This is a genomic window from Ligilactobacillus pobuzihii E100301 = KCTC 13174 (genome assembly GCF_000349725.1).
Taxonomy (GTDB): Bacteria; Bacillota; Bacilli; order Lactobacillales; family Lactobacillaceae; genus Ligilactobacillus; species Ligilactobacillus pobuzihii.
This window is the reverse complement of record NZ_KB714693.1, coordinates 14433-36490: the sequence shown is the minus strand read 5'-3', so window position 1 is coordinate 36490 and position 22058 is coordinate 14433. Positions and strand designations below refer to the sequence as shown.

The 22058-nt window shown below is 38.2% G+C and carries 20 protein-coding genes; 15 read left to right on the top strand and 5 right to left on the bottom strand.

The features are described 5' to 3' along the window. Positions 1-78: 78 nt before the first annotated feature. Together pflB and pflA are read left to right on the top strand one after the other, a co-directional pair. Positions 79-2334: a formate C-acetyltransferase gene (gene pflB, locus LACPOB_RS0104305; RefSeq protein WP_017867600.1), complete on the top strand. Its 2256-nt coding sequence runs from the start codon at positions 79-81 to the stop codon at positions 2332-2334. A gap of 44 nt (positions 2335-2378) precedes the next feature. Further along, the gene (gene pflA / locus LACPOB_RS0104300; RefSeq protein ID WP_017867599.1) at positions 2379-3248 is read left to right on the top strand and encodes a pyruvate formate-lyase-activating protein; all 870 of its coding nucleotides are present in this window, start codon (positions 2379-2381) and stop codon (positions 3246-3248) included. Positions 3249-3432: 184 nt separating this feature from the next. Here the strand turns inward: pflA and LACPOB_RS0104295 are convergent, their stop codons facing one another. Continuing rightward, positions 3433-4497, bottom strand: a complete 1065-nt coding sequence (locus LACPOB_RS0104295; protein ID WP_017867598.1) for a zinc-dependent alcohol dehydrogenase family protein — start codon at positions 4495-4497, stop codon at positions 3433-3435. Positions 4498-4712: 215 nt separating this feature from the next. Here LACPOB_RS0104295 and LACPOB_RS0104290 point away from each other — a divergent pair, with 215 nt between their 5' ends. From LACPOB_RS0104290 to epsC, 8 genes are all read left to right on the top strand, one after another. Continuing rightward, positions 4713-6011: a nucleobase:cation symporter-2 family protein gene (locus LACPOB_RS0104290; protein WP_017867597.1), complete on the top strand. Its 1299-nt coding sequence runs from the start codon at positions 4713-4715 to the stop codon at positions 6009-6011. Positions 6012-6239: 228 nt separating this feature from the next. After that, positions 6240-7208 carry a 2-hydroxyacid dehydrogenase family protein gene (locus tag LACPOB_RS0104285; protein WP_017867596.1) on the top strand — a complete coding sequence of 323 codons (969 nt, stop codon included), beginning with the start codon at positions 6240-6242 and terminating at the stop codon, positions 7206-7208. Positions 7209-7315: 107 nt separating this feature from the next. After that, complete coding sequence (locus tag LACPOB_RS0104280; RefSeq protein WP_017867595.1) at positions 7316-7576, top strand: hypothetical protein; 261 nt, start codon at positions 7316-7318, stop codon at positions 7574-7576. A 126-nt stretch (positions 7577-7702) separates the two neighbouring features. Then, positions 7703-8851, top strand: a complete 1149-nt coding sequence (gene apf / locus LACPOB_RS12270) for an aggregation-promoting factor (RefSeq protein WP_017867594.1) — start codon at positions 7703-7705, stop codon at positions 8849-8851. Between the two features lie 283 nt (positions 8852-9134). Further along, positions 9135-10052 carry a metal ABC transporter solute-binding protein gene (locus tag LACPOB_RS0104270; RefSeq protein ID WP_017867593.1) on the top strand — a complete coding sequence of 306 codons (918 nt, stop codon included), beginning with the start codon at positions 9135-9137 and terminating at the stop codon, positions 10050-10052. A gap of 364 nt (positions 10053-10416) precedes the next feature. Further along, positions 10417-11325 carry a PLP-dependent cysteine synthase family protein gene (locus tag LACPOB_RS0104265; protein WP_017867592.1) on the top strand — a complete coding sequence of 303 codons (909 nt, stop codon included), beginning with the start codon at positions 10417-10419 and terminating at the stop codon, positions 11323-11325. A gap of 33 nt (positions 11326-11358) precedes the next feature. Further along, the gene (locus LACPOB_RS0104260; protein WP_017867591.1) at positions 11359-12537 is read left to right on the top strand and encodes a trans-sulfuration enzyme family protein; all 1179 of its coding nucleotides are present in this window, start codon (positions 11359-11361) and stop codon (positions 12535-12537) included. After that, positions 12509-13072: a serine O-acetyltransferase EpsC gene (gene epsC, locus LACPOB_RS0104255; protein WP_017867590.1), complete on the top strand. Its 564-nt coding sequence runs from the start codon at positions 12509-12511 to the stop codon at positions 13070-13072. Before LACPOB_RS0104260 ends, epsC begins: the two co-directional genes overlap by 29 nt. 224 nt (positions 13073-13296) lie before the next feature. On the opposite strand, the gene LACPOB_RS0104250 is transcribed toward epsC, so the two are convergent. The 3 genes from LACPOB_RS0104250 to LACPOB_RS0104240 all read right to left on the bottom strand — a co-directional run bounded on the left by LACPOB_RS0104250 (position 13297) and on the right by LACPOB_RS0104240 (position 15149). Then, positions 13297-13809 carry an acyl-CoA thioesterase gene (locus tag LACPOB_RS0104250; RefSeq protein WP_017867589.1) on the bottom strand — a complete coding sequence of 171 codons (513 nt, stop codon included), beginning with the start codon at positions 13807-13809 and terminating at the stop codon, positions 13297-13299. 133 nt (positions 13810-13942) lie between these two features. Then, complete coding sequence (locus LACPOB_RS0104245) at positions 13943-14383, bottom strand: threonine/serine exporter family protein (protein ID WP_017867588.1); 441 nt, start codon at positions 14381-14383, stop codon at positions 13943-13945. 16 nt (positions 14384-14399) lie between these two features. Further along, entirely contained in the window at positions 14400-15149 is a 750-nt protein-coding gene (locus LACPOB_RS0104240; RefSeq protein WP_225429639.1) for a threonine/serine exporter family protein, read from the bottom strand. Positions 15150-15412: 263 nt separating this feature from the next. Here LACPOB_RS0104240 and LACPOB_RS0104235 point away from each other — a divergent pair, with 263 nt between their 5' ends. The 4 genes from LACPOB_RS0104235 (at position 15413) to LACPOB_RS0104220 (ending at position 20519) form a co-directional block, all read left to right on the top strand. Next, a complete protein-coding gene (locus LACPOB_RS0104235; protein ID WP_017867586.1) occupies positions 15413-16648 on the top strand; it encodes a NupC/NupG family nucleoside CNT transporter in 1236 nt (411 codons plus the stop codon). A 6-nt stretch (positions 16649-16654) separates the two neighbouring features. After that, entirely contained in the window at positions 16655-17932 is a 1278-nt protein-coding gene (locus tag LACPOB_RS0104230; protein WP_017867585.1) for an NCS2 family permease, read from the top strand. A 217-nt stretch (positions 17933-18149) separates the two neighbouring features. After that, on the top strand, positions 18150-18434 hold the full coding sequence (locus LACPOB_RS0104225; RefSeq protein WP_017867584.1) for a hypothetical protein: 285 nt from the start codon (positions 18150-18152) through the stop codon (positions 18432-18434). 441 nt (positions 18435-18875) lie between these two features. After that, complete coding sequence (locus LACPOB_RS0104220; protein WP_017867583.1) at positions 18876-20519, top strand: peptide ABC transporter substrate-binding protein; 1644 nt, start codon at positions 18876-18878, stop codon at positions 20517-20519. 238 nt (positions 20520-20757) lie between these two features. Here the strand turns inward: LACPOB_RS0104220 and yaaA are convergent, their stop codons facing one another. Further along, entirely contained in the window at positions 20758-21495 is a 738-nt protein-coding gene (gene yaaA / locus LACPOB_RS0104215; protein WP_017867582.1) for a peroxide stress protein YaaA, read from the bottom strand. A 177-nt stretch (positions 21496-21672) separates the two neighbouring features. On the opposite strand from yaaA, the gene LACPOB_RS11755 reads away from it, so the two are divergent. Next, a partial coding sequence (locus LACPOB_RS11755) for an alcohol dehydrogenase catalytic domain-containing protein (protein ID WP_040532819.1) occupies positions 21673-22058 on the top strand: 386 nt, incomplete at its 3' end.

Sequence of the window (22058 nt, the reverse complement as noted above, 5' to 3'; positions counted from 1 at the left end):
ACAATCACAAAGTGTTGTAATATAATAGAGAAGAAAGCGTTTGACATTGCGCTTTCAAATTTGGGGAGGTTATTTATTATGATGAATAAGGTTGAAGAAACTACATCTTCTGCTTGGGATGGTTTCAAAAAAGGCCAATGGCAAACAGAACTTGATATCCGTGACTTTATTGAGAAGAACTTTGTACAATATGATGGTGATGAGTCATTTTTACAAGGTCCAACAAAAGCTACTACTAAGTTAAATGACGAATTAACAGATTTGAAGATGAAACAACGTAAAGTAGGGGTTTTGGATGCTGATACAAAGGTTGTTTCTACGATCACATCGCATGCTCCTGGTTATCTTGACAAGGATTTAGAAAAAATTGTTGGTTTACAAACAGATAAACCTTTGAAGCGTTCTTTGTTGCCACAAGGTGGTATCCGGATGGCCAAAGATGCTTTGGAAACAAATGGATACAAACTCGATCCAGAAGTTGAATATTTCTATACTAAGATTGCAAAATCACATAACCAAGGTGTTTTTGATGCTTATGACGCAGATATTCGTCATGCACGTCATAACAAGATCTTAACTGGTTTGCCAGATGCTTATGGTCGTGGCCGGATCGTTTCAGATTTCCCACGTGTTGCTTTGTATGGTATTGATCGTTTGATCGAAGGCAAGGTTCATGATTTGAATAATACTGGTGACGGAGAAATGACCAGTGACATCATTGAAAAACGTGAACATATTTCTGATCAGATCCGTGCTTTGAAAGATATGAAGACAATGGCTGCCTCATATGGCTTTGATATTTCCAAACCAGCTACTAATGCTCAAGAAGCTATTCAATGGCTATACTTTGGTTATTTAGCAGCTATCAAGACGCAAAATGGTGCCGCAATGTCGATCGGTCGGATCGATACTTTCATCGATATTTATATCAACCGTGACTTAGAACGTGGTGTTATTACTGAAAAAGATGCCCAAGAATTAATCGACCAATTTACAATGAAATTACGGATGGTCTTCTTTATGCGGACACCTGAATACAACTCATTATTCACAGGTGATCCAATTTGGGCCACACTTTCATTGGCAGGTACTGGCTTGGATGGTCGTCATCATGTAACTAAGACAGCTTATCGTTTCTTGAATACTTTGCATAACATGGGAGCTGCTCCTGAACCAAACATTACATTATTATGGTCAGACAACTTGCCAATGTCATTCAAACGTTATGCTTCCAGTGTTTCTATTGAAAGTTCAACGATCCAGTACGAAAATGATGATTTAATGAAGAGACAATGGGGTACAGATTACTATGGTATTGCTTGCTGTGTTTCTGCACAACCAATTGATTCAGGCGTACAATTCTTCGGTGCTCGTGCTAACTTAGCCAAGACAGTTCTATATGCTTTGAACGAGGGTCGCGACGAAATTACTGGCCAACAGGTTGGTCCTGAACTAAAGAAGATGAGTTCTGAATACATTGATTATGATGAATTCATGGATAAATTAGATAAGATGATGGATTGGTTGGCTGACGTGTATGTTAATGCTTTGAACATTATCCATTATATGCATGACAAGTATTACTATGAATCAGCACAGTTGGCTTTGAAGAATACTGATTTAGATTATACTTTCGCTACAGGTCTTTCAGGCTTGTCGGTCGCAGCTGACTCAATTTCAGCTATCAAGTATGGTCATGTTAAAGCTATCCGTAACGAAGACGGCTTAACAGTTGACTTTAAGGCTGATAACGAATATCCACGTTATGGTAACAATGATGACCGTGCTGATGAGATCGTCACCTGGTTAGTTAAGAAGATGTACGAAAAGATGAACACCCATCATTTGTACAAGGGTGCTAAATTATCAACGTCTGCTTTAACAATTACTTCAAACGTTGTTTATGGTAAGAATACGGGTGCTACTCCTAATGGTCGTGAACAAGGTGAACCATTTGCCCCAGGTGCTAACCCAGCATACGGTGCAGATATTTCAGGTGCTTTAGCATCACTACTTTCAGTTGCTAAGATCCCTTACAAGTATGCAACAGACGGTATTTCTAACACATTTGCTGTGACACCAACAACACTTGGTAAGGTTGAAGATGAACAAGAAGATACCTTAGTTAATATGATCGATGGTTACATGAAGAATAGTGGACATCATATCAACGTCAATGTCTTTAAACGTGAAACTTTGATCGATGCACAGAAGCATCCAGAACAATACCCAACATTGACTATTCGTGTTTCTGGTTACTGCGTATACTTTGCAGACTTGACTAAGGAACAACAGGATGATGTTATTTCAAGAACATTCCATACTTCAATGTAATTGTTTGTACAGTTATCTAGAAGCAGGGGGTTAAGAGAGAGATTATGAGTACAGAAACGAGAACAAGAACAAGGAAAACCAGAAAAAGAAATCCACGCTTACGTCCATTACCAATGCGTGATGGTCAAGTTGAAGGTTACGTTCATTCGATCGAAACGTTCGGTGCTGTTGACGGCCCCGGAATACGGTTTGTAGCTTTTATGCAAGGCTGTAACATGCGTTGTAAATTTTGTCATAACCCAGATACTTGGAAGAAAAATGTGGGAACACCTATGACTTCCGATGAGATTTTAAATCAGGCACTTGCCTATAAAGATTTTTGGGGCGACAAAGGCGGGATCACCTTATCTGGTGGTGAGATCTTATTGCAAATTGAATTTGCGACTGAATTATTTACTAAGTGTAAAAAGTTAGGGATCAGTACTTGCTTGGATACTTGTGGTCAGCCGTTTACCCGACGTGAGCCGTGGTTTAGCAAATTTAATAAACTGTTAGATGTTACAGACATTGTTCTATTGGATATCAAACACATCAATTCTGAAGAACATAAGAAATTGACGGGTTATCCAAATGACAACATTCTAGATTTGGCTCATTATCTTTCTGACATTGGTCAACCAATGTGGGTCAGACAAGTTTTGATCCCTACGATCACTGATAACGACGAATTTCTGACTGAAACTAGCGATTTTGTTAAAACATTGCATAATGTGGAAAAGTTTGAGGTTTTACCTTATCACACGATGGGTGTGCATAAGTATGCTGAAATGGGTGTCAAGTACCGTTTAGATGGAATTGAACCTCCTTCAGATGAGCGGGTTCAAAATGCTCAGAAGTTGCTACATTGTGCTGATTATCAAGGTTATCGCAATTGGAAGCCCGGAGATTCGACCTTAGAAAACCCTGTAAGTTAATAATGAAAGTGAGACAAAGGTGGTTTGAAGCCGTTACAGTAAGACTTTAGTCTTTTGGAACACGTTTAAGGGCCGTCGCTCTATCCTATTTAATGGGATAGAGCGACGGCCCTTTTAGAATCGCACAGCTAGTAACGTCCCAGTTTCTTATTTTTTAACTAAAAGCTAGAAATGATGTTGATCGTTAATCGTTGGCGATCCGTAAAACACCTGCACCTTCAACGTCACCAACTGCTAAATAATGCAGTGCGGTTTGTGCTTTCTCCAGTGGATATTCACGAGTTTTCGGTTGAATGTTGAGTCGAGCGGCCAAATTTAAAAATTCTTCGCCATTTTTACGAGTATTACTTTCCACACTGGTGATCATTTTTTCGTGGAAAAGATGTTGTTGGTAATTTAATGGTGGGACGTCACTCATATGAATACCTGCTAAAGCTAATGTACCACCAGGCTTCAATCCTTCTAAGGCTTTCGGAATGATCGGGCCAGCAGGTGCAAAGATAATGGCTGAATCTAACAACTCAGGCGGTAAGTCGTAAGCCCCCGCAGCTGAACTAACGCCTAATTTTAGTGCAAGTTTTTGGGCATTTTTGCCCCGTGTTAAAACATGAACTTTAACACCTTGCTTTAATGCTAATTCTGCTGTAATGTGTGCTGAACCACCGAAACCATAGAGGCCTAACGTTCCACCAGCAGGTACATTGGCTTTTAGATAAGCATGGTAACCAATGATCCCAGCACATAAAAGTGGTGCGGCAGCTGTGGATCTAAATGAGGCTGGGATCTCATAAGCGAAAGCTTCGTTGATAGTTGTGTATTCTGCATAACCACCGTCATGATCCCAACCGGTATATTTAGAATTGGGACAGAGGTTTTCATTTCCAGAGCGACAAAAACTACATTTACCGCAGGTGTAACGTAACCAAGGGATACCAACACGTTGACCGATTTTAAAACGGGAAGTATGAGGTCCAGTTGCACAAACTTTTCCGATTATTTCATGACCGGGAATAACATGTTGTTGATGGACGGGTAAGTCTCCTTCCGTGACATGGAGATCAGTTCGACATACGCCACAAGCTAAAACTCGTACCAAGATTTCTTCTGATTTTGGTTGTGGAACTTTTTTGGTAACAAATTTTAAGGGTGATGGATCCAAATCAACTGGTCCTTGCTTCTCAACTATCCAGGCACGCATGGTTGTCGGAACCTGAGAGAGATTAACATTAATATTTTTGCTCTGTGTCATATTAAACGCCCCTTTTCCGTGATGTCGACACAGTGAATCCTTTCACATTATATTATAACTGAGTGCGCGCATGATGTTTAATAAAGCACTTACATTTTAAAAACGTACATTATAATTATAATTGTGTTTAAAATTCATATTTGCATTGTTTAACAGATGATTAGGTGGTAAAATCTACACATAAATCAGTAAATATCGAACAAGGAGACAAAACTTTGGAAAATACAGACAAATCGATCACCAAAAACTTAGTTTTAGGCTTGCAGCATCTGTTAGCAATGTACTCAGGAGATATTTTAGTGCCATTGTTAGTCGGAGGAGCATTAAACTTTAACGCCCAACAAATGACATATTTGGTATCGATGGATATCTTTATGTGCGGGATCGCAACGCTCTTACAGCTCAAGAGAACTCGGTGGACGGGGATCGCAATGCCAGTTGTTTTAGGTTGTGCGGTCGAATATGTAGCTCCATTGCAAAATATCGGTAATAATTTTGGCTGGGCTTATATGTATGGCGGAATTATTGCAGCTGGGATCTTCATTATGCTGATTGCCGGGCCTTTCGCCAAATTACGTCGTTTTTTTCCGCCGATCGTGACAGGCTCCTTGATCACATTGATCGGTTTTACTTTGATCCCCGTGGCATTTCAAAATTTAGGCGGTGGCGATTCAACAGCTAAGAGTTTTGGTACACCAATTAATCTGATTTTAGGTTTTACGACTGCGTTAGTCATTATTGTGATCAACATTTGGGGTCGTGGTTTTTTCAAACAAATCTCAATTTTAGTCGGGATCTTGGCCGGAACGTTATTAGCTATCGCTTTAGGTAGTGTCGGTTTCTCACCAGTTAGTTCGGCTAACTGGTTTCAATTACCAATTCCATTTTACTTCGGAGTTCCAAAGTTTGAATGGTCCTCGATCGCAACTATGGTGTTAGCGGCTTTAACTTGTATGATCGAATCGACCGGAGTTTATTATGCATTGGCGGATGTGACTGGCAAAGATCTAAGTACTGATGATATGAAACGTGGTTATCGTTCTGAAGGTTTAGCTGCGATTTTAGGCGGTGTGTTCAATACATTTCCATACTCGACTTTCTCGCAAAATGTGGGTATTGTGCAGCTTTCTGGTATCAAGAAGTTACGGCCAGTTTATTATTCAGCAGGTTTATTAATGGTTTTAGGTTTGATACCGAAGTTCGGCGCGATCGCTACTTTGATACCCAGTTCAGTTCTTGGTGGTGCAATGCTTGTGATGTTTGGTATGGTCGGCGCCCAAGGTATCAAAATGTTATCTGCAGTAGAAATGAATAATAAAAACTTATTGATTATGGCTGTTTCGATTGGGCTGGGACTCGGCGTTACGACTCAACCAGACCTCTTGCAATTTTTACCCGCTCAGCTACAAACTATCTTAGGGAATGGGATGGTTGTCGGCAGCTTTACTGTTGTGATCTTAAACATTTTGTTGAATCATACGGGTGTTAAAGAACAAGTGGAAGAAGAAATATAATAAAATCTTTTTAAGATTAACTAAGCTTCCGGTTATTTTAAATTATAAGTGACTTGTTGACGGCTATTTGTCTATTTTAATGATATAAATTATGTAGGTCATCAGTTTCTGGTAAAAGAATCGGGGCTTGTTAACGTATTTATGAAAGCGGTATAATAAGAGGCGTTATGGAAAATATTCTAAAATTAGGGTTACTATAAATAAGCAAGTTAAACTAGGAGGAAGTTTATGAATGTTTTTATCGCAGACCAAATACCGCAAGAAGCTTTAGAAATTTTAAAGAAGAATGCCCTGACCTTTGAGATGTATCAAGGAGAAAAGCTGATTGACAAAAAGACGTTGATTGAAAAGGTTGCCGACGTTGAATATTTGATCACCCCTTTATCAACGCAGGTTGACAAAGAAGTAATTGATGCTGCACCTAAGTTAAAGTTGATTGCTAACTTTGGCGCGGGAACTAATAACATTGATACAGAATATGCTGCTCAAAAGAAGATCCCCGTTACTAATACGCCATATGTTTCAGCAATTTCAACGGCAGAAGTTACGATCAGTTTGATATTAGCACTAATGCATCGTGTTGTAGAAGGTGACGCGCTGATGAGAACGGAAGGCTTTAATGGTTGGGCGCCATTATTTTTCTTGGGACACCAGTTGCTCAATAAGACAGTAGGGATCATTGGTTTAGGTCAAATTGGTCAGGAAGTAGCTAAACGTCTCCGTGCTTTTGACATGGAAATTTTATATACTCAACGTCATCAAGCTCCTAGTGAACTTGAAGAAAAACTTAATGTCAAATATGTTTCCAAAGACGAGCTATTAAAACGCTCTGATGTCGTAACCTTGCATATTCCAGCTACTAAAGAAACGACGCATTACTTAGGTGAACGTGAGTTTAAATTGATGAAAGATTCAGCAATTTTAGTTAATGCTGCTCGTGGACAGGTGATCGATGAACAATTATTACCTGAAATGTTGGAAAGTAAAGAAATAGCTGGAGTTGCTTTGGATGTTTATGAAAAAGAGCCTTTTGTTAGTGATGAGTTGAAAAAACTATCTAATGTGATTTTGACTCCTCACGTGGGTAATGCGACTGTTGAAGCACGTGATGATATGGCCCAGATCGTTGCTGAAAATGTGAGTGCGATGGCTGCCGGGCAAAGTGCTAAATATATTGTTAATTCAATTGATGTATAGTTTTCTGTGAATATAAAGTGTTGCGAGTTTTGGGACTTGCGACGCTTTTTTTTAGATTACTGTAGAATATAGATATGCTAAATAAAGGAAAGTGAGGTGTGAAAGGAATGGAAAATTATTCTGAAATTGGGCACATGGTGGGTTATTGGCTTTTTACTGATCCACAAACATTAAGTGTCTTGCAAATATTTGAAAAGGATAATTCCAGACACAAGTATGTGCTAAAAGCTGAACAGTTTATGCGGTTGCTAGATGATGTTGAATCATATATGAAACAGAAAAGAAAAGTACAAAATCAAGCAGACGATTATCGCCTATTAGCCAAACAAAGAGGCATCGAACACTTCTTGTCAGAGTTTGAGGTTTAACATTTTAAATTGGAGAACTTTTGTGAAAAATATACATTTGCAGCAGAATTAGTTGCTTAATTTGGGGTATCGTGCTTTAATTAAAATTAATGCGTATTCATAAAATAAAGGGGGAAGTGAACCAATATGAATCAAACAGTGAAAAATGTTGCTTTGGGTTCGGTTGGTGCAGCTGGTTTGTTTTTAGCTTCCAGTGCAGTTACTAATGCTTCTGAGGTACATACAGTTAGTTCAAATGATACAGTGTGGGCATTGGCACAAAAATATGGTGTGTCACAAGATGCAATTGAGAAGCAAAATAAAATTGACCCACAAACTCACATTATTTATCAAGGACAAAAATTAACGATCAACTCAGATCAAACTCAAGCTCAACCTAAAGCTAAAACAAATGGTAGTTATACCGTAAAAGCTGGCGACAGTTTATGGACGATCGCGCAAAGTGCGGGTATTTCCGTTGCTCAATTGCGCCAGGCTAATGGTTTGGACTTAAATTCATCGGTCATTCAACCAGGTCAAAGTTTGAATTTAACCGTGTCTAAACAAGCTTCACAGGTTACGTTGGATACAAATGCAAATGCACAAGTTAGTTCTACACCGCAAGTTAGTGAGCAAAGCGAACCAACAAAGGCATCTGCTAAGCAACAATCAGTTTCAGCTGAAGCACAGACTAGTGAACAAGAAGTCAAGGCATCAGAAACTAAGGCTACAGCAAAGTCTTCTGAGTTAAACAACCCTACTGATGAAGTAAATACTGAAAGTTCTGTCGCACAGACAAGAAAAACTAATAATGGTGTTACAAAGTCTGTTACTGCTCAAGAACGATCCCAAGTATCAAAACAAGCTGAATCTGCCAGCTCAACAACAGAAACTCAACAGCCGGTTGAAAGAAAAGTCGTAACAAGTAGTATTAAACAGCAAACAGTAAGTAAGCAAAATGTTTCTAAACCAGTGCAAAGAAAAGTTGTGCAACCTAAAGTTCAGCAGCCAACTATGAGTCAGAAGTCAACAAATTCAACACAAACAACTACGCCAAAGCAAAACGTGTCTACGAGTGAAGCAGCTGCTAAGGAATGGATCGCGCAAAAGGAATCTGGCGGTTCATATACTGCAAAAAATGGTCAATATTATGGTCGTTACCAGTTAACGGATGCCTATTTGAACCATGATTATTCTGCAGCTAACCAAGAAAAGGTTGCAAATGCTTATGTGACAAGCGCTTATGGTTCATGGAATGGTGCCAAAACATTCTGGCTCCAAAATGGTTGGTATTAAGAAATTTCTTGCAAAAATTAAATAAAAATTAGCTGAAATAAAACCTAGGTCGGTGTTTGTAATTGATCAGGCTTTATTTCGGCTTTTTTCTTATACAGATGTTTTTTGTGGATAACTTCATTAATTAAAACTTACCCACAATCCAAAAGTGTGTATAACTATATGTGAGATGTATCCACAGGTGGAAAAGTGATTTCGTATAAACTAATTTGTATTTATATGACCGATATGATATTATCTTTAAAGAGTAATTATTACCATTTGACTAAGGAGATGAAAGATAATGGGTAAATATAAGCAAAGCAGAAATTTGGGGATAGTTCTTTTACTTATTGTACTAATGTTTGTGGGTGTAGGGTGTTCTAGTGATTCTGCTAATGAAAACTCCGATAAATTAAAAGTTACTACTACGACTGATTTTTATGGTGAAGTTGCTAAAGCAGTCGTTGGTAATAAGGGTGAAGTTACGTCTGTGATCGACAAACCTAGTGTTGATCCACATGATTATGACCCAACACCAAAAACAGCTAAAAAAGTAGCGGGCTCACAGTTAGTTGTCGCTAATGGCATGGGTTATGATAGTTGGATGAATAACCTAGTTAAAAATAACGACAGTGAGGCAAAATATGTTAAAGTCGGCGAAGATGTGATGGATAAAAAAAGCGGCGACAACCCGCATTTATGGTATGATCCGCAAACAATGCCTAAACTTGCGAAAAGAATTGCTACAGAATTAGGGAAGAAACAGCCCAAAGATAAAAAGTATTTTCAAAAAAATGCAGAGAAATACATCGATTCTTTAAAACCAGTCGATAAAAAAATAGCAACACTAAAAGATGTTGCCGCTAAGTCAGATAATAAGGGGGTTTATGTTTCTGAACCAGTTTTTGATTATGCGATCGAATCGATGGGGTTCAAAATTGGCGATAAGAAATTCGAAAATTCTGTCGAAAAAGGAACTGATCCTTCTCCACAAACAATCAGTGAGATGCAAAAAAATATTAAACAACATAAAATTGCCTTTTTTGTTTATAATAAACAAGTTAGTAATAAGACTGTAGATAATTTTATTTCATTAGCTAAAGAAAATGATGTTCCAGTACTTCAAGTTACTGAAACATTGCCAGCTGATAAAAACTATAAAGAGTGGATGACTAATCAGTACAATGATCTATTAAAGATTCTTGATGAAGATAAATAATTAGGACAGGCTTTAAATAGAGTTGTGTAAACTTGAGTTGGTAAAAACAAAAGTTGTTGACAATGTCTAGTTAATTCAGGTATATTTAAGTTAATTCAAACGGAGGTGTCATTATGAAACAATTTATGTTTAATGTAAATACTTGTTGTTGTCGAACAACGCGTTTTTGGCGATGTTCGACCTGTTTACATTAACATTTTTTGAGGAATAATGACCTTAAAATGTTCAATGTCCACATGGGTTGGAATTGAACTAAGGGCGCGATAATTCTGGAAAACAGAATTTCGTGCTCTTTTTTTATATCAGAATTTATAAAATAGATTTGAACAAATTAAAAATTTAATGAATTGTTGGGGGTTAGGATATGATACTCAAATCAGTTTCACAGTTAGTCGGTAAAACTCCGTTATTTGATTTACAGATCGATGTTCCGAAAAATAGTCACATATATGCCAAATTAGAAATGTTTAACCCAGGAGGCAGCATGAAAGACCGTTTAGGACAATATCTGATTCAAGACGGGATCAATCAGGGCAAAATTAACGAAACAACAACGATCATTGAGCCGACTGCTGGAAACACTGGGATCGGGTTAGCTTTAGCAGCAGGTACCCATCACTTAAAAACGATTTTGGTAGTTCCGGAAAAGTTTAGTTTTGAAAAACAACAGTTGATGAAAGCGTTAGGTGCCAAACTAGTGCATACACCGAGTGAAGAAGGAATCAAAGGCGCAATCAAAAAAGCCATGGAGATTGCTGCGAAGATACCCAATAGTTATGTACCAATGCAGTTTAAAAACCCAGCGAATCCAGCTGCATATTATTACACTTTAGCACCTGAGTTAGTGAATGAATTGAATCAACCAATTGATGCTTTTGTTGCAGGTGCAGGAAGCGGTGGGACTTTTGCTGGGGTCGCCAAGTATCTGCAAGAACGTCATCCAGCAATTAAAACAGTCGTTGTTGAACCTGAAGGCTCGATTTTGAATGGTGGACTCGCCCACGCCCACCGTACAGAAGGGATCGGAGTCGAGTTTATACCACCATTCTTTTCTGATTTGAATATCGATCAAGTACTAACGATCTCAGATCAGGCAGCCTTTAATCAGGTCAAACAAATTGCTAAAAACCAAGGATTGTTTATTGGTAGTTCAAGTGGAGCGGCACTTGCAGCTAGTTTGCAAGTTGCACAGGAATTACCAGAAAATAGCACGATCGTCACGGTTTTTCCTGATAGTAGTGAACGCTATTTGAGCCAAGGAATTTACGATTAAAGTAGAAATTTAAAAACGAAAAGGGGTAAAATTGTGGAATTTGAAACAAAATTAATACATGCAGGTGTAAGTGAAGATAAATATACTGGAGCAACTTCGATCCCGATTTACATGGCATCGACTTTCCACCAAGAAAAGGTGGGAGAAACAGAGTATGAATATTCTCGTTCGGGCAATCCAACACGTGATGCTGTTGAAAAATTGATCGCAGATTTAGAAAATGGAAATGACGGCTTTGCTTTTTCTTCAGGATCAGCCGCGATCAATACAGTTTTTTCTATGTTTTCAGTAGGTGACCATTTTGTGATCGGAAATGACGTTTACGGTGGTACGTTCAGGTTGATCAATACAGTGCTTAAACGATTTGGTATGACATTTACTGTAGTTGATACACGTGACCTGGCTGCTGTTGAAAATGCAATTCAAGATAACACAAAAGCAATTTATTTAGAAACACCAACTAACCCATTACTCCATGTAACTGATATTGCTAAAGTTGCACAGATCGCTAAAGAACATGGCGTTTTGAGTATCATTGATAATACCTTTGCCTCACCTTATGTTCAACGTCCCTTAGAACAAGGCGTTGATATTGTGATCCATAGTGCTTCGAAATATTTGGGTGGCCACAGTGATGTGATCGCAGGGCTAGTCGTAACAAATGACCAAAAATTGGCAGAGCAAATTGGTTATTTACAAAACTCGATTGGTAGTATATTAGCTCCGCAAGAAAGTTGGATATTACAACGTGGTATTAAGACTCTAGCTTTACGGATGCGTGCACATTTATCTAATACAAAAAAAGTTTTCGATTATCTATCCAAACAGCCATTGGTCAGTAAAATTTATTACCCAGGAGATCCTAACAATCCGGATCATGAAGTGGCGAAAAAACAAATGGATGGTTTTGGTGCAATGATCTCATTTGAATTAAAAGATGGTTTAGATCCCAAAGAATTTGTGGAAGGCTTACACTTAGTGACATTAGCAGAGAGCTTAGGTGCACTTGAATCATTGATCGAGATTCCTGCTTTAATGACACATGGCGCTATTCCGCGTGAAACACGTTTAGAAAATGGGATCAAAGATGAATTGATCCGTTTATCTGTAGGTGTAGAAGACCCTAAAGATCTACTGTTAGATTTAGAGCAAGGTTTTGCCAACTTGAAAGGAAGCCAAGATCATGTTCGAAACGGCGCGCTCGATTCTTAAACGAGACCCTGCGGCACACAGTTTATTAGAAGTTGTGTTGACTTATCCAGGTATACGCGCACTTTTTTGGTATAGGATCGCACATTATCTAAGCCTGCATCATTTGTATACCTTGGCTGGTTTACTTAGCCAACATGCTGCTAAAACCACGGGTATCTCGATCGCGCCTGCAGCAAAGCTCGGTCGCAGAATTTTTATTGATCATGGTGTAGGAGTTGTGATTGGTGAAACTGCAGTTATTGAAGATGATGTCACTCTTTTACACGGAGTCACGTTGGGCTCAAGGTACGCGACGGATGAAAAGAAAAGACACCCGCATATCAAAAGAGGAGCATTTATTGGTGCCAATGCACAGATTTTAGGTTCACTTGAAGTTGGTGAATTTAGCAAAGTAGGTGCTGGGGCAGTGGTTTTGAAAGATGTTGCTCCTAAAAAAACTGTAGTTGGTACTCCTGCTAAAGCTGTACATCAGAGTCAAAGTAAGGTGTTTTCGATCACATCTGATAAACAAGTAAAAAAGTTGGAAAATAGTTAGGAATAAGGGGCTGGGCATAACTAACTGTACGCTTCTAAAAGGGGCCGTCGATCTATCCCATTAAATGGGTTAAATCGACGACCCCTTAAACGTGTTCCACAAGTTCCACAAGACCCATATTATAACAATAATTGACAATTGCGTTGTTCTTGTTCTTTGCTACAGCCTAAAATAACGCGACCATTATTACTGATTGGCTTCAAAGCATCCTTTGTCTTATTTTCTTATTCGATATCCCAAGGGTAATCAGAGCTTAGTGATGCGTTAAATTCTTTTTGTGATTTTAAATTACTCATTCGTTCTGCCTGACGTTTTTTATAGCCAGCATTGATCATTTTTTCTTCTACCGTTTCTGGGATGATTTTATCTAGAGAAACATTTTTATCAGTGATCACAAAAGTTAGAAATGATGTCAGACCAATATAACGTTCACCAGTTTGTAAATGTTCGCCGATAATTTTAGCAAATACTTCGATCGATCGATTGCCGCAACCACTAACATAAGTTTCGATACAAAAAGAGTCTTGTAATCCAAATGGGGCAATGAAGTTAGTTTGATCCATTGAAGCAGTAACATTAACAGACTTGGCGATCCTTGCAGCCGAGATCGAGGCAGTGCCATCTAACATTTCTAGTAAACGTCCACCATATACAGTTTCATGTTCGTTCAAATCTCCGGCTAGTACACGATGACTAGTAATAGCGAGTGTTTGGCGACATGTCATTGGTTCAGACATAAAAAAACCTCCTATGTAATTCATCTTTTGTAAATAATTTTTCTTTGGAGCATACATTATTCAGTATACCTGAATAATACAGTGTGGTAAACGCTCCCTAAGAACAAAGAAAGTAGGACTAACTGTCAGAAAATTAAACATTTTTTCGTTTATAAATCAGGTCAGCTATCATTTGTGCAGTTACATACCCTAAAGCAATTGCACCAGCAACCATAGCCACATGAATGGTTTTAGAGATAGCAGTCGTTGTTTCACTGTTAATGAAAGCAGATAAAGCCTGGTAGCTACTAGCTCCTGGAACAAGTGGCACTAGTCCACTACTAAACATGGTAGTGGGCATTTTCTTTTTGATCGAGCAAAAAAGTCCCAGTATGCCAACCAATAATGCGGCCATGAAGTTGCCCAAGATCGAACCGTAACCTAGTTTAAAGATGAACCAATACAAAAGCCAACCGGCCATACCGATCAAGCTAGAAGAATTGAGCGCTTTTTGAGGGAGATTAATAAATAGACCAAAAGTAAATGTCCCTAAATAACTAAAAGTTGCTTGAATTAAAAAATGATATAGCGTCATAAAATCCCCCTTTACCTTACATATAACGTAGGACTAACCCTACCCCAAACGCGATCGCACTTAAGATGATCAATGATTCCATTAGTCGTTCGATCCCCGAAAGTAAATTCCCTTCAAAAATATCACGCATGGAGTTGATGATAGGAACGCCGGGTAACGGTGGCATGATGGCTCCAATGATAATATTTTGCACATTGATTCCGAGATGAAGTCGAACACCAATGACAGCACACAAGCCGACCGTTAATGCACCTAAAAATTCACTCATAAAGCGGATCTTGACACGTGAACCAACATAGTAGGTCACTAAATAACCCAAGGCTCCGGCGAAAAAGGCCAGTGGAAAGTCTTCCCAGTTGTATGTTTGAGTGAAAGTAAACATAAAAAAGGCGCCTTCAAAACCAGCTCCGATTGTTTGTAACCATAAAGGATACTGTGGTTTTTTATGTTGCAAATGTAATAGTTTTTCTTCGAGTTCATCCAAGGTCAATTTATCTTGGGCATATTGACGGGAGAGGTCGTTAACAGAATTAATATTATTCATATTGATCCCCCGTTTTTCCACTTGCATAAAGCGGGTATATGGAGTGTCTTTAAGGTTGACTAGTAAACCAGTTAAACTTGTGAAAGCTTCCGTTTTATTGTTTGACGCATGGTCAACGATCCGCTTGGTCGTATCTTCAACACGCCACATTTCTGAACCTGCTTCAACAAGAATCTTGCCGGCCAGCACGCCAACGTTGATTGCCTTGTTTTCCACTGTCATGCCCCCTAATAATGTATGATCATATCGATATAATAATACAATTATACGCCAAGTTTAAACACTAGACAGTTACTTATTACTATTCTTAATATTGTCATTAAAGAAAACTGAAAACATAATGACAAATGTTCGCCTTTTATTTACATTAACCAGCGAAATCGTTATACTAGGTTCTAGTAAATTTATTTTGAAATGGCTTAGGAATATCTTTTCACAAAGATAACTTAAACCTCGTCATACTACATAAGGAAAGAGGGATTTTTTTGTACTTAGCGATAAATATTGTCGGTTTAGCAATTTTTCTATTGCTCGGTTGGCTTCTATCTAAAAACAGATCCAAGATCAACTGGAAAGCCATTATTATAATGGTTATCTTTAACTTATTCCTAGCTTGGTTCTTAACAAGCTTTTCGATCGGGCGGACGATCGTTGATGTTGCGGCTGCTGGTTTTAATGAACTGGTTAATGTAGCATATACTGGTATTGCTTTTGCTTTACCAAGTATGGTCAATGTTAAACAAATGGATTGGTTTGTACAGGTTCTTTTGCCAATTTTAATGATCGTTCCATTGTTTGATATCTTGACTTACATTGGAGTTTTGCCTTGGGTCATCAAATGGTTAGGCCGCGGGCTATCTAAGTTAACCGGCCAACCACGTTTTGAATCATTCTTTGCGGTTGAAATGATGTTTTTAGGTAATACTGAAGCTTTAGCTGTTTCTTCGTTACAGTTGAAACAAATGAAGGCTCAACGTAACTTAACGATCGCCATGATGTCAATGAGTTGTGTTACTGCATCGATCGTTGGTTCGTATACACAGATGATGCCGGCTGAATTTATTCTGACAGCCATTCCGATCAACGTGATCAATGCTTTGATCGTAACCTCAATGCTTAATCCAGTTTATGTTCCTGATGAAGAGGATACGATCGCTACGATGGGCGGCTCTGCTGCAACTGAAGCAGGGGACGCTGATGAGAATGGTAAAAAAGAACCATTTTTCTCATTCTTGGGTGACTCTATCCTTGGTGCTGGTAGATTGGTTTTAATTATTGCTGCCAACGTTATAGCCTTCGTTGCCTTAGCCGCTTTGATCGATAAGGTCTTGGGTTGGATCACACCATGGCTGTCACTTGAACACATATTGGGTGTGGTTATGTTCCCATTTGCATGGCTGATGGGCCTACCTGTTGATGATGCATTCCAGTTTGCACAGTATATGGGTGAAAAATTAGTTACTAACGAATTCGTTGTAATGGGTAAAGTTACTAAGACGATCGCAACTGCAGCATTTTCTGAACACTACCGTGCTGTTTTGACAGTTTTTGTTACATCTTTTGCCAACTTTTCAACGGTTGGTATGATCATCGGAGCTTTCAAGGGCTTAGTTGATAAAGAAAAGAATAACGTAATTGCTGCTAATGTTGGTTATATGTTGATTTCTGGGATCTTAGTGTCGTTGTTGTCTGCAGCGATGGTCGGAGTATTTGTCTGGTAATCTAATATGAAAAAGCAACATAGTTTTAATAGTAATGTTAATTTAAAGACAGAATTTATTGCGGGAATGACCAGTTTTTTCGCGATTTCTTACATTATCATCGTTAATCCAATTATTCTCAAAGATGCTGGAATTCCGGCATCTTTGAGTGTTTTTGCGACAATTTTTTCTTCGGCACTTGGTTGTTTGTTAATGTATTTTATTGCAAATGCGCCTGTGATCATTACTCCGGGAATGGGAGTTAATGCTTTTTTCACCTATACTTTAGTTCAGTCGATGAAATTTACCTGGCAGCAAGCTTTAGCCGTTAGTGCTGTTAGTGGGTTGTTGTATTTGATCGTGGCATTTACCCCCTTGAGTCGATTGTTCGCAGATGCGATCCCCGCTAGTCTTAAACATGGGATCACAGCTGGGATCGGTATGTTTTTAGTGGTTCTTGGTCTAGAAAAAGCCCAGTTGATCCGTTCTGGTGGACAGCGTTCTTTACTTGCTTTAGGTGATCTAAGTAGCCCGTTAGTACTTTTGGCGCTATTTTGTTTGATCTTAACGTTGGTTTTGTATTTACGTAAAGTTCCTGGTGGTTTTGTGATCGGGATCGTTGTAACTAGTATCTTAGCTTTTATTTTACGTTTAGATACCAAAGCTGCTAGTAGTACTAGTTTATCAATGCTTGGTTCATACGGGAAGCTACTATTCCAAACAGATTTTGATGGGATATTTACCGTTAAATTCCTGGTAGCTGTTTTTTCAATGACCATGATCTTAGTTTTTGAATCAATGGGACTACTACAAGGCCTGTTAGGTGATTCGTCTAATTTCCAGCGAGCTTATCGTGCCAATGCTTTGTCAGCATTTTGCTCGAGCTTTATGGGAACTAGTCCAACAGTAGCAGCAGCTGAGAGTGCTTCAGGGATTGAAAGTGGTGGAAGAACAGGTCTGACCTCACTAACTGCTGGAATAATGTTTTTGCTATCATTATTTTTTATTCCGTTATTGAGTTATGTTCCGGATGCAGCAATCGCACCAGTGATTTTAATTACCGGGGCTCTAATGATGGAACAGATTGGACAAGTAGATCTAACTGATTTTTCTGAATGGTTTCCTGCTTTTTTGATCATTGTTCTAATTCCGCTAACGGGTTCGATCTCGACAGGTTTGGCTTTTGGCTTTGTCGCTTATCCAGTTGCCAAGTTGGCTGCAGGTCAGAAAAAAGATCTTTCAAAAACACTCGTAGTTTTAGCTGGTTTGTTTTTATTACAATTGATCGGTTCAGCTTTGATTTGAAATAGTTAATTATTCTTGATAAAAAACTGCTTAAGGACAAAACCTTAGGCAGTTTTTGTATAGGAACAGGTTGTTGGTTTGCTCGAGCAAATATATAAGTATAATTAACGTATAATTTGTAATCATCTTCCTTTTTTATTTTAAAAAATAATAAGCTAAGTGTTATAATATAAATTATAGCTATATATTTTTATTATAAAACCAGGGAGGAATTATAATGCGTGAATACTGGGAACTATTGAAAAATTGTACCGATCTGGGTGATGAAATTAATAGTGAGTATTTTTCTGATGCACGTGATTTAGCTCAAACTCTCAACATTTCGGTCAATACTTTTGCTAAAAGATTTGGTGATTTACCACGATTTAAAAACAGTGATGTTGGTCATCCAGAAAACTGGGGCGATGCGGTTGTTTGCAAGAGTCACGGGATAATTTTTTTCCGCTTGAATGAAACGCTAAAGGAAGCTCTAAATAAATATTTGAATGCAGTAGTGTTCTAATTAGGTTGTATGTTAGTTACAAATTTTTGTTCTTTGTAATATTTTGCTTGACTTTAGTTTATCCTTTGATTATATTTAACTTAACTACTAACAGGGGGTATTCATTGTGACAAATCAATTCGTTAATACTGATATGTGCTGTTGCTGTACATCGCGTCTGCTGCGATGTTCGGCCTGTTAAGTATTGACTTTTGCGATTGTTGCAATAATTTAGTTTATACTAGACAAGTATAATGAACAAAGCCCAGACGCGAGGATTCTTAACTGAATGCCCGCGTCTTTTTGTATATTAAAGGTGATTTTTTTGTTAGTTTTTATGACTGTCAGAAGAGTTAGCAGAACATTTTTTTGCAACAATGGTATCAGTGTAAACGGTTTTTAATTTGAGATGTTTAATTTTTAAGCGGCTTGTTTTGCTTATTTACACGAGGAGGATTTAAGATGAAAAAGATACATAAAATTTTAGTTACCATTTTTGCCGCATCGTTAGTTATAATTTTAGCAGCTTGTGGTAAAAATGGTGCCAGTAACAAAGGCGACAACAAGCAACAACTTGATCTCAGTGCTACGGCACCTTTAGATACGATCGATATTTCTAAATCAACTGGTTATGGTCAGACTGGTAATGTGTTTGAAAGTTTTTATCGTTTAGGGAATAAAGGAAAAGTCACTTCTGGATTAGCTAAGAGTAGTTCAGTTTCAGATGATGGTTTGAAATGGACTTTTAAGTTACGTGATGCTAAATGGAGCAATGGTGACCAGATCACCGCAGATGACTTCGTTTATTCGTGGCGTCGGACACTTGATCCAAAGACTAAGTCCCCGTATTCATACTTATTTAGCGGGATCAAAAATGCGGACAAGATTATCGATGGTAAGGCTAAATCCGATAGTATTGGGATCTTCGCACCAGATAAAAAAACTGTAGTTATTGAACTTGAAAAACCAATGGCTTATTTTAAGACCTTGATGGCTTATCCGCTATTCGGACCGCAAAATGAAAAAGTAGTTAATAAGTACGGTAAGAAGTATGGCACTAAATCAGAATACATGGTTTATTCAGGACCATTTAAAATTAAAGATTGGACTGGGACTGGTAATAAATGGAAGTTCACTAAAAATAACAATTACTGGGACAAAAAGGTGGTCAAGTTAGATAAAATCAACTTTACGGTTGTTTCAAATCCGACAACAGGTCAAGAACTATATCAACAAGACAAGCTTGATTTGACTCCTTTGACAAGTCAACAGGTCAAGAACTTTAAGAAGGACAAAGAATTTAAACAGTATCCTTATTCATATGTGACTTACATCAAGTACAACTTTAATGATTCAGATGAAACTAAACGTAAGGCGATGAATAATAAGAATATTCGTATGGCGATGTCATTAGCGATCGACCGTGACGTTTTGACTAAGAAAATTTTAGGCGATGGCTCAGAAACTCCAAAAGGTTTCGTCGCTTCTAATCTGGCTCAAGATCCAAAAACAGGTCAAGATTTTGCTGATCAGCAGTATGTTAAAAATACGGTTGATTCCAATACGAAATTAGCTAAGCAATATTGGGATAAAGGTTTGGAAGAAATTGGGGAAAAAGGTCTGAAATTGACATTATTAGCCAATAACGATGATGCAAATGGTAAACAGATCTCTGAATATCTACAGTCACGTTACCATAAGATCTTACCTGGTTTAGATATTGAAATTCGCGATATTCCAACTCATAGTGCAACCCAACGTGCTGCTGATGGTGACTTTGACTTGTATTTATCAGGTTGGGGCGGCGACTTCAGTGATCCGATCACTTTCTTACAAACTGCAACCAGTGACACATCATATAACCAAGGAAAATATTCGAATAAAAAGTATGATGAATTAGTTGCACGCGCTCAAAATGAAGACGCTAATGATGAAAACAAGCGTTGGCAAGACTTGATCGAAGCTACTAAGATCTTGAATTCTGAACAAGCAATGACACCTGTTTATCAGCAAGTTACCGCTTATCTACAAAAATCAAACGTGAAGGGTATTATTCACAATACTGCTGGTACACAATGGAGTTACAAGTACGCTCATAAAGATTGATCAGTCTTAAAAACTTATAAAAAAGAGGCTGGGACATAACTAACTGTGCGATTCTAAAAGGGCCGTCGATTTAACCCATTAATGGGTTAAATCGACGGCCTTTAAACGTGTTCCCAAAGATCGAAGCCTTGCTGTAACAACGATTGTGTTATTTTGGTTTTTTCGCTTCGCTACGACTCAAAATAACGCAATCATCGTTATAATTCGGATTTGTAGCATCTTTTGTCTCACTTCCTTTTTAGTGGACGAAAACTAACTTGTTGGTTGTTGACCTTTTTTCATCAAAACTATAAGTTGGGGATTCAAACTCCTTAAGCTCCTCGACTCCAGTCAGGTGATTTTCGGCAACAAAGCGGACCATTTCTCCTCGCGCCATTTTGGCAGGTGTTGCACGAGTCCGCAATTTACCATCGACTAAGTGAGCAAAAACTACATCAACGAATTGATCAGTACTTTGTAAGTAAGGAACGATCGCCTTTGAGTACTCTTTTGAAGCGAGGTTAATGATCGGTCCGTCGTCTTTTAAGGTAGAGTATAACTTCTCTCCCCAAAAAGCATACAGGTTGTTTTTACCTGCGACTTTTAGACGGGCTCCCATTTCAAGACGATAGGGAACGATCCCATCAAATGGTTTTAAGATCCCATAGAAACCAGATAAAATCCGCAAGGTATCTTGTAAATGGTCGAGCGCAGGTTTAGTTAGAATATCTGGAGCCATGTATTGGTATTGGATCCCTGAATAACTAAGAACAGCGGGCGTTAATTGACGGTCAAGTTTGATATTTTGTAGTTGTTCGTAATTTATTTGGGTTAATTTGTCACTTGTTTTCCAGAGCTTTTGTGCTTCTGAGTAAGAAAGTTGTTGCATTTTATGTAAGATCTTTTCTGTTTGTTCCAGAAAAATTGGTTGTCCAGTTGGTAAAAAATTATCTTGGTCAACAACCATTTTTTTAGCTGGGGAAATAATAATTTTCATAATTAGGCCCTCGTTTGTCTACTCAATTGTGTATATTTCACTTTAACATTAATCTTACTAAAAAATCTGGCTTGATTTGATAAGTTTGATCAAATGTTGGTCTTTAGTTAATGATAGCGCTTTATATGTTAAAATTAATAAGACATAGCGAGCCTGGATCGAAAGGAGAAACAGAGTATGCAAAAATTTAAGGGATTTATTATACGTGACGAAGGTTCAGAGATAAAAGGTGAATTAGAAACTTTAAGTTTAGCGGATCTTTCGGAAGGTAATGTAGTTATTAAGGTTGAATATTCTTCTTTGAATTATAAAGATATGCTGGCATTTCAGAAAAATGGTGGCGTGATCCGTGATTATCCACAGATTCCAGGAATTGATCTAGCTGGCACAGTGTTGACCTCGAAAGATCCACAATTTAAAGAAGGAGACCAGGTTTTAGGTGCAGGTTATGGTTTGGGGGTCGATCATACGGGTGGATTGGCAGAGATCGCTCGTGTACCTGGAAAATGGTTGACAAAACTACCTGTTACTATGACGACTAGAAACGCTATGATTTTTGGCAC

Bases quoted from the DNA above. Each gene is read 5' to 3' on its own strand.
- apf (WP_017867594.1), top strand. From the start codon at position 7,703: ATGAATCAAACAGTGAAAAATGTTGCTTTGGGTTCGGTTGGTGCAGCT.
- LACPOB_RS0104285 (WP_017867596.1), top strand. From the start codon at position 6,240: ATGAATGTTTTTATCGCAGACCAAATACCGCAAGAAGCTTTAGAAATT.
- yaaA (WP_017867582.1), bottom strand. From the start codon at position 21,495: ATGAAAATTATTATTTCCCCAGCTAAAAAAATGGTTGTTGACCAAGAT.
- LACPOB_RS0104250 (WP_017867589.1), bottom strand. From the start codon at position 13,809: ATGTCTGAACCAATGACATGTCGCCAAACACTCGCTATTACTAGTCAT.
- pflB (WP_017867600.1), top strand. From the start codon at position 79: ATGATGAATAAGGTTGAAGAAACTACATCTTCTGCTTGGGATGGTTTC.
- LACPOB_RS0104280 (WP_017867595.1), top strand. From the start codon at position 7,316: ATGGAAAATTATTCTGAAATTGGGCACATGGTGGGTTATTGGCTTTTT.
- LACPOB_RS0104225 (WP_017867584.1), top strand. From the start codon at position 18,150: ATGCGTGAATACTGGGAACTATTGAAAAATTGTACCGATCTGGGTGAT.
- LACPOB_RS0104240 (WP_225429639.1), bottom strand. From the start codon at position 15,149: ATGACAGTGGAAAACAAGGCAATCAACGTTGGCGTGCTGGCCGGCAAG.
- LACPOB_RS0104265 (WP_017867592.1), top strand. From the start codon at position 10,417: ATGATACTCAAATCAGTTTCACAGTTAGTCGGTAAAACTCCGTTATTT.
- LACPOB_RS0104245 (WP_017867588.1), bottom strand. From the start codon at position 14,383: ATGACGCTATATCATTTTTTAATTCAAGCAACTTTTAGTTATTTAGGG.
- epsC (WP_017867590.1), top strand. From the start codon at position 12,509: ATGTTCGAAACGGCGCGCTCGATTCTTAAACGAGACCCTGCGGCACAC.
- LACPOB_RS0104230 (WP_017867585.1), top strand. From the start codon at position 16,655: ATGAAAAAGCAACATAGTTTTAATAGTAATGTTAATTTAAAGACAGAA.
- LACPOB_RS0104270 (WP_017867593.1), top strand. From the start codon at position 9,135: ATGGGTAAATATAAGCAAAGCAGAAATTTGGGGATAGTTCTTTTACTT.
- pflA (WP_017867599.1), top strand. From the start codon at position 2,379: ATGAGTACAGAAACGAGAACAAGAACAAGGAAAACCAGAAAAAGAAAT.
- LACPOB_RS0104220 (WP_017867583.1), top strand. From the start codon at position 18,876: ATGAAAAAGATACATAAAATTTTAGTTACCATTTTTGCCGCATCGTTA.
- LACPOB_RS0104295 (WP_017867598.1), bottom strand. From the start codon at position 4,497: ATGACACAGAGCAAAAATATTAATGTTAATCTCTCTCAGGTTCCGACA.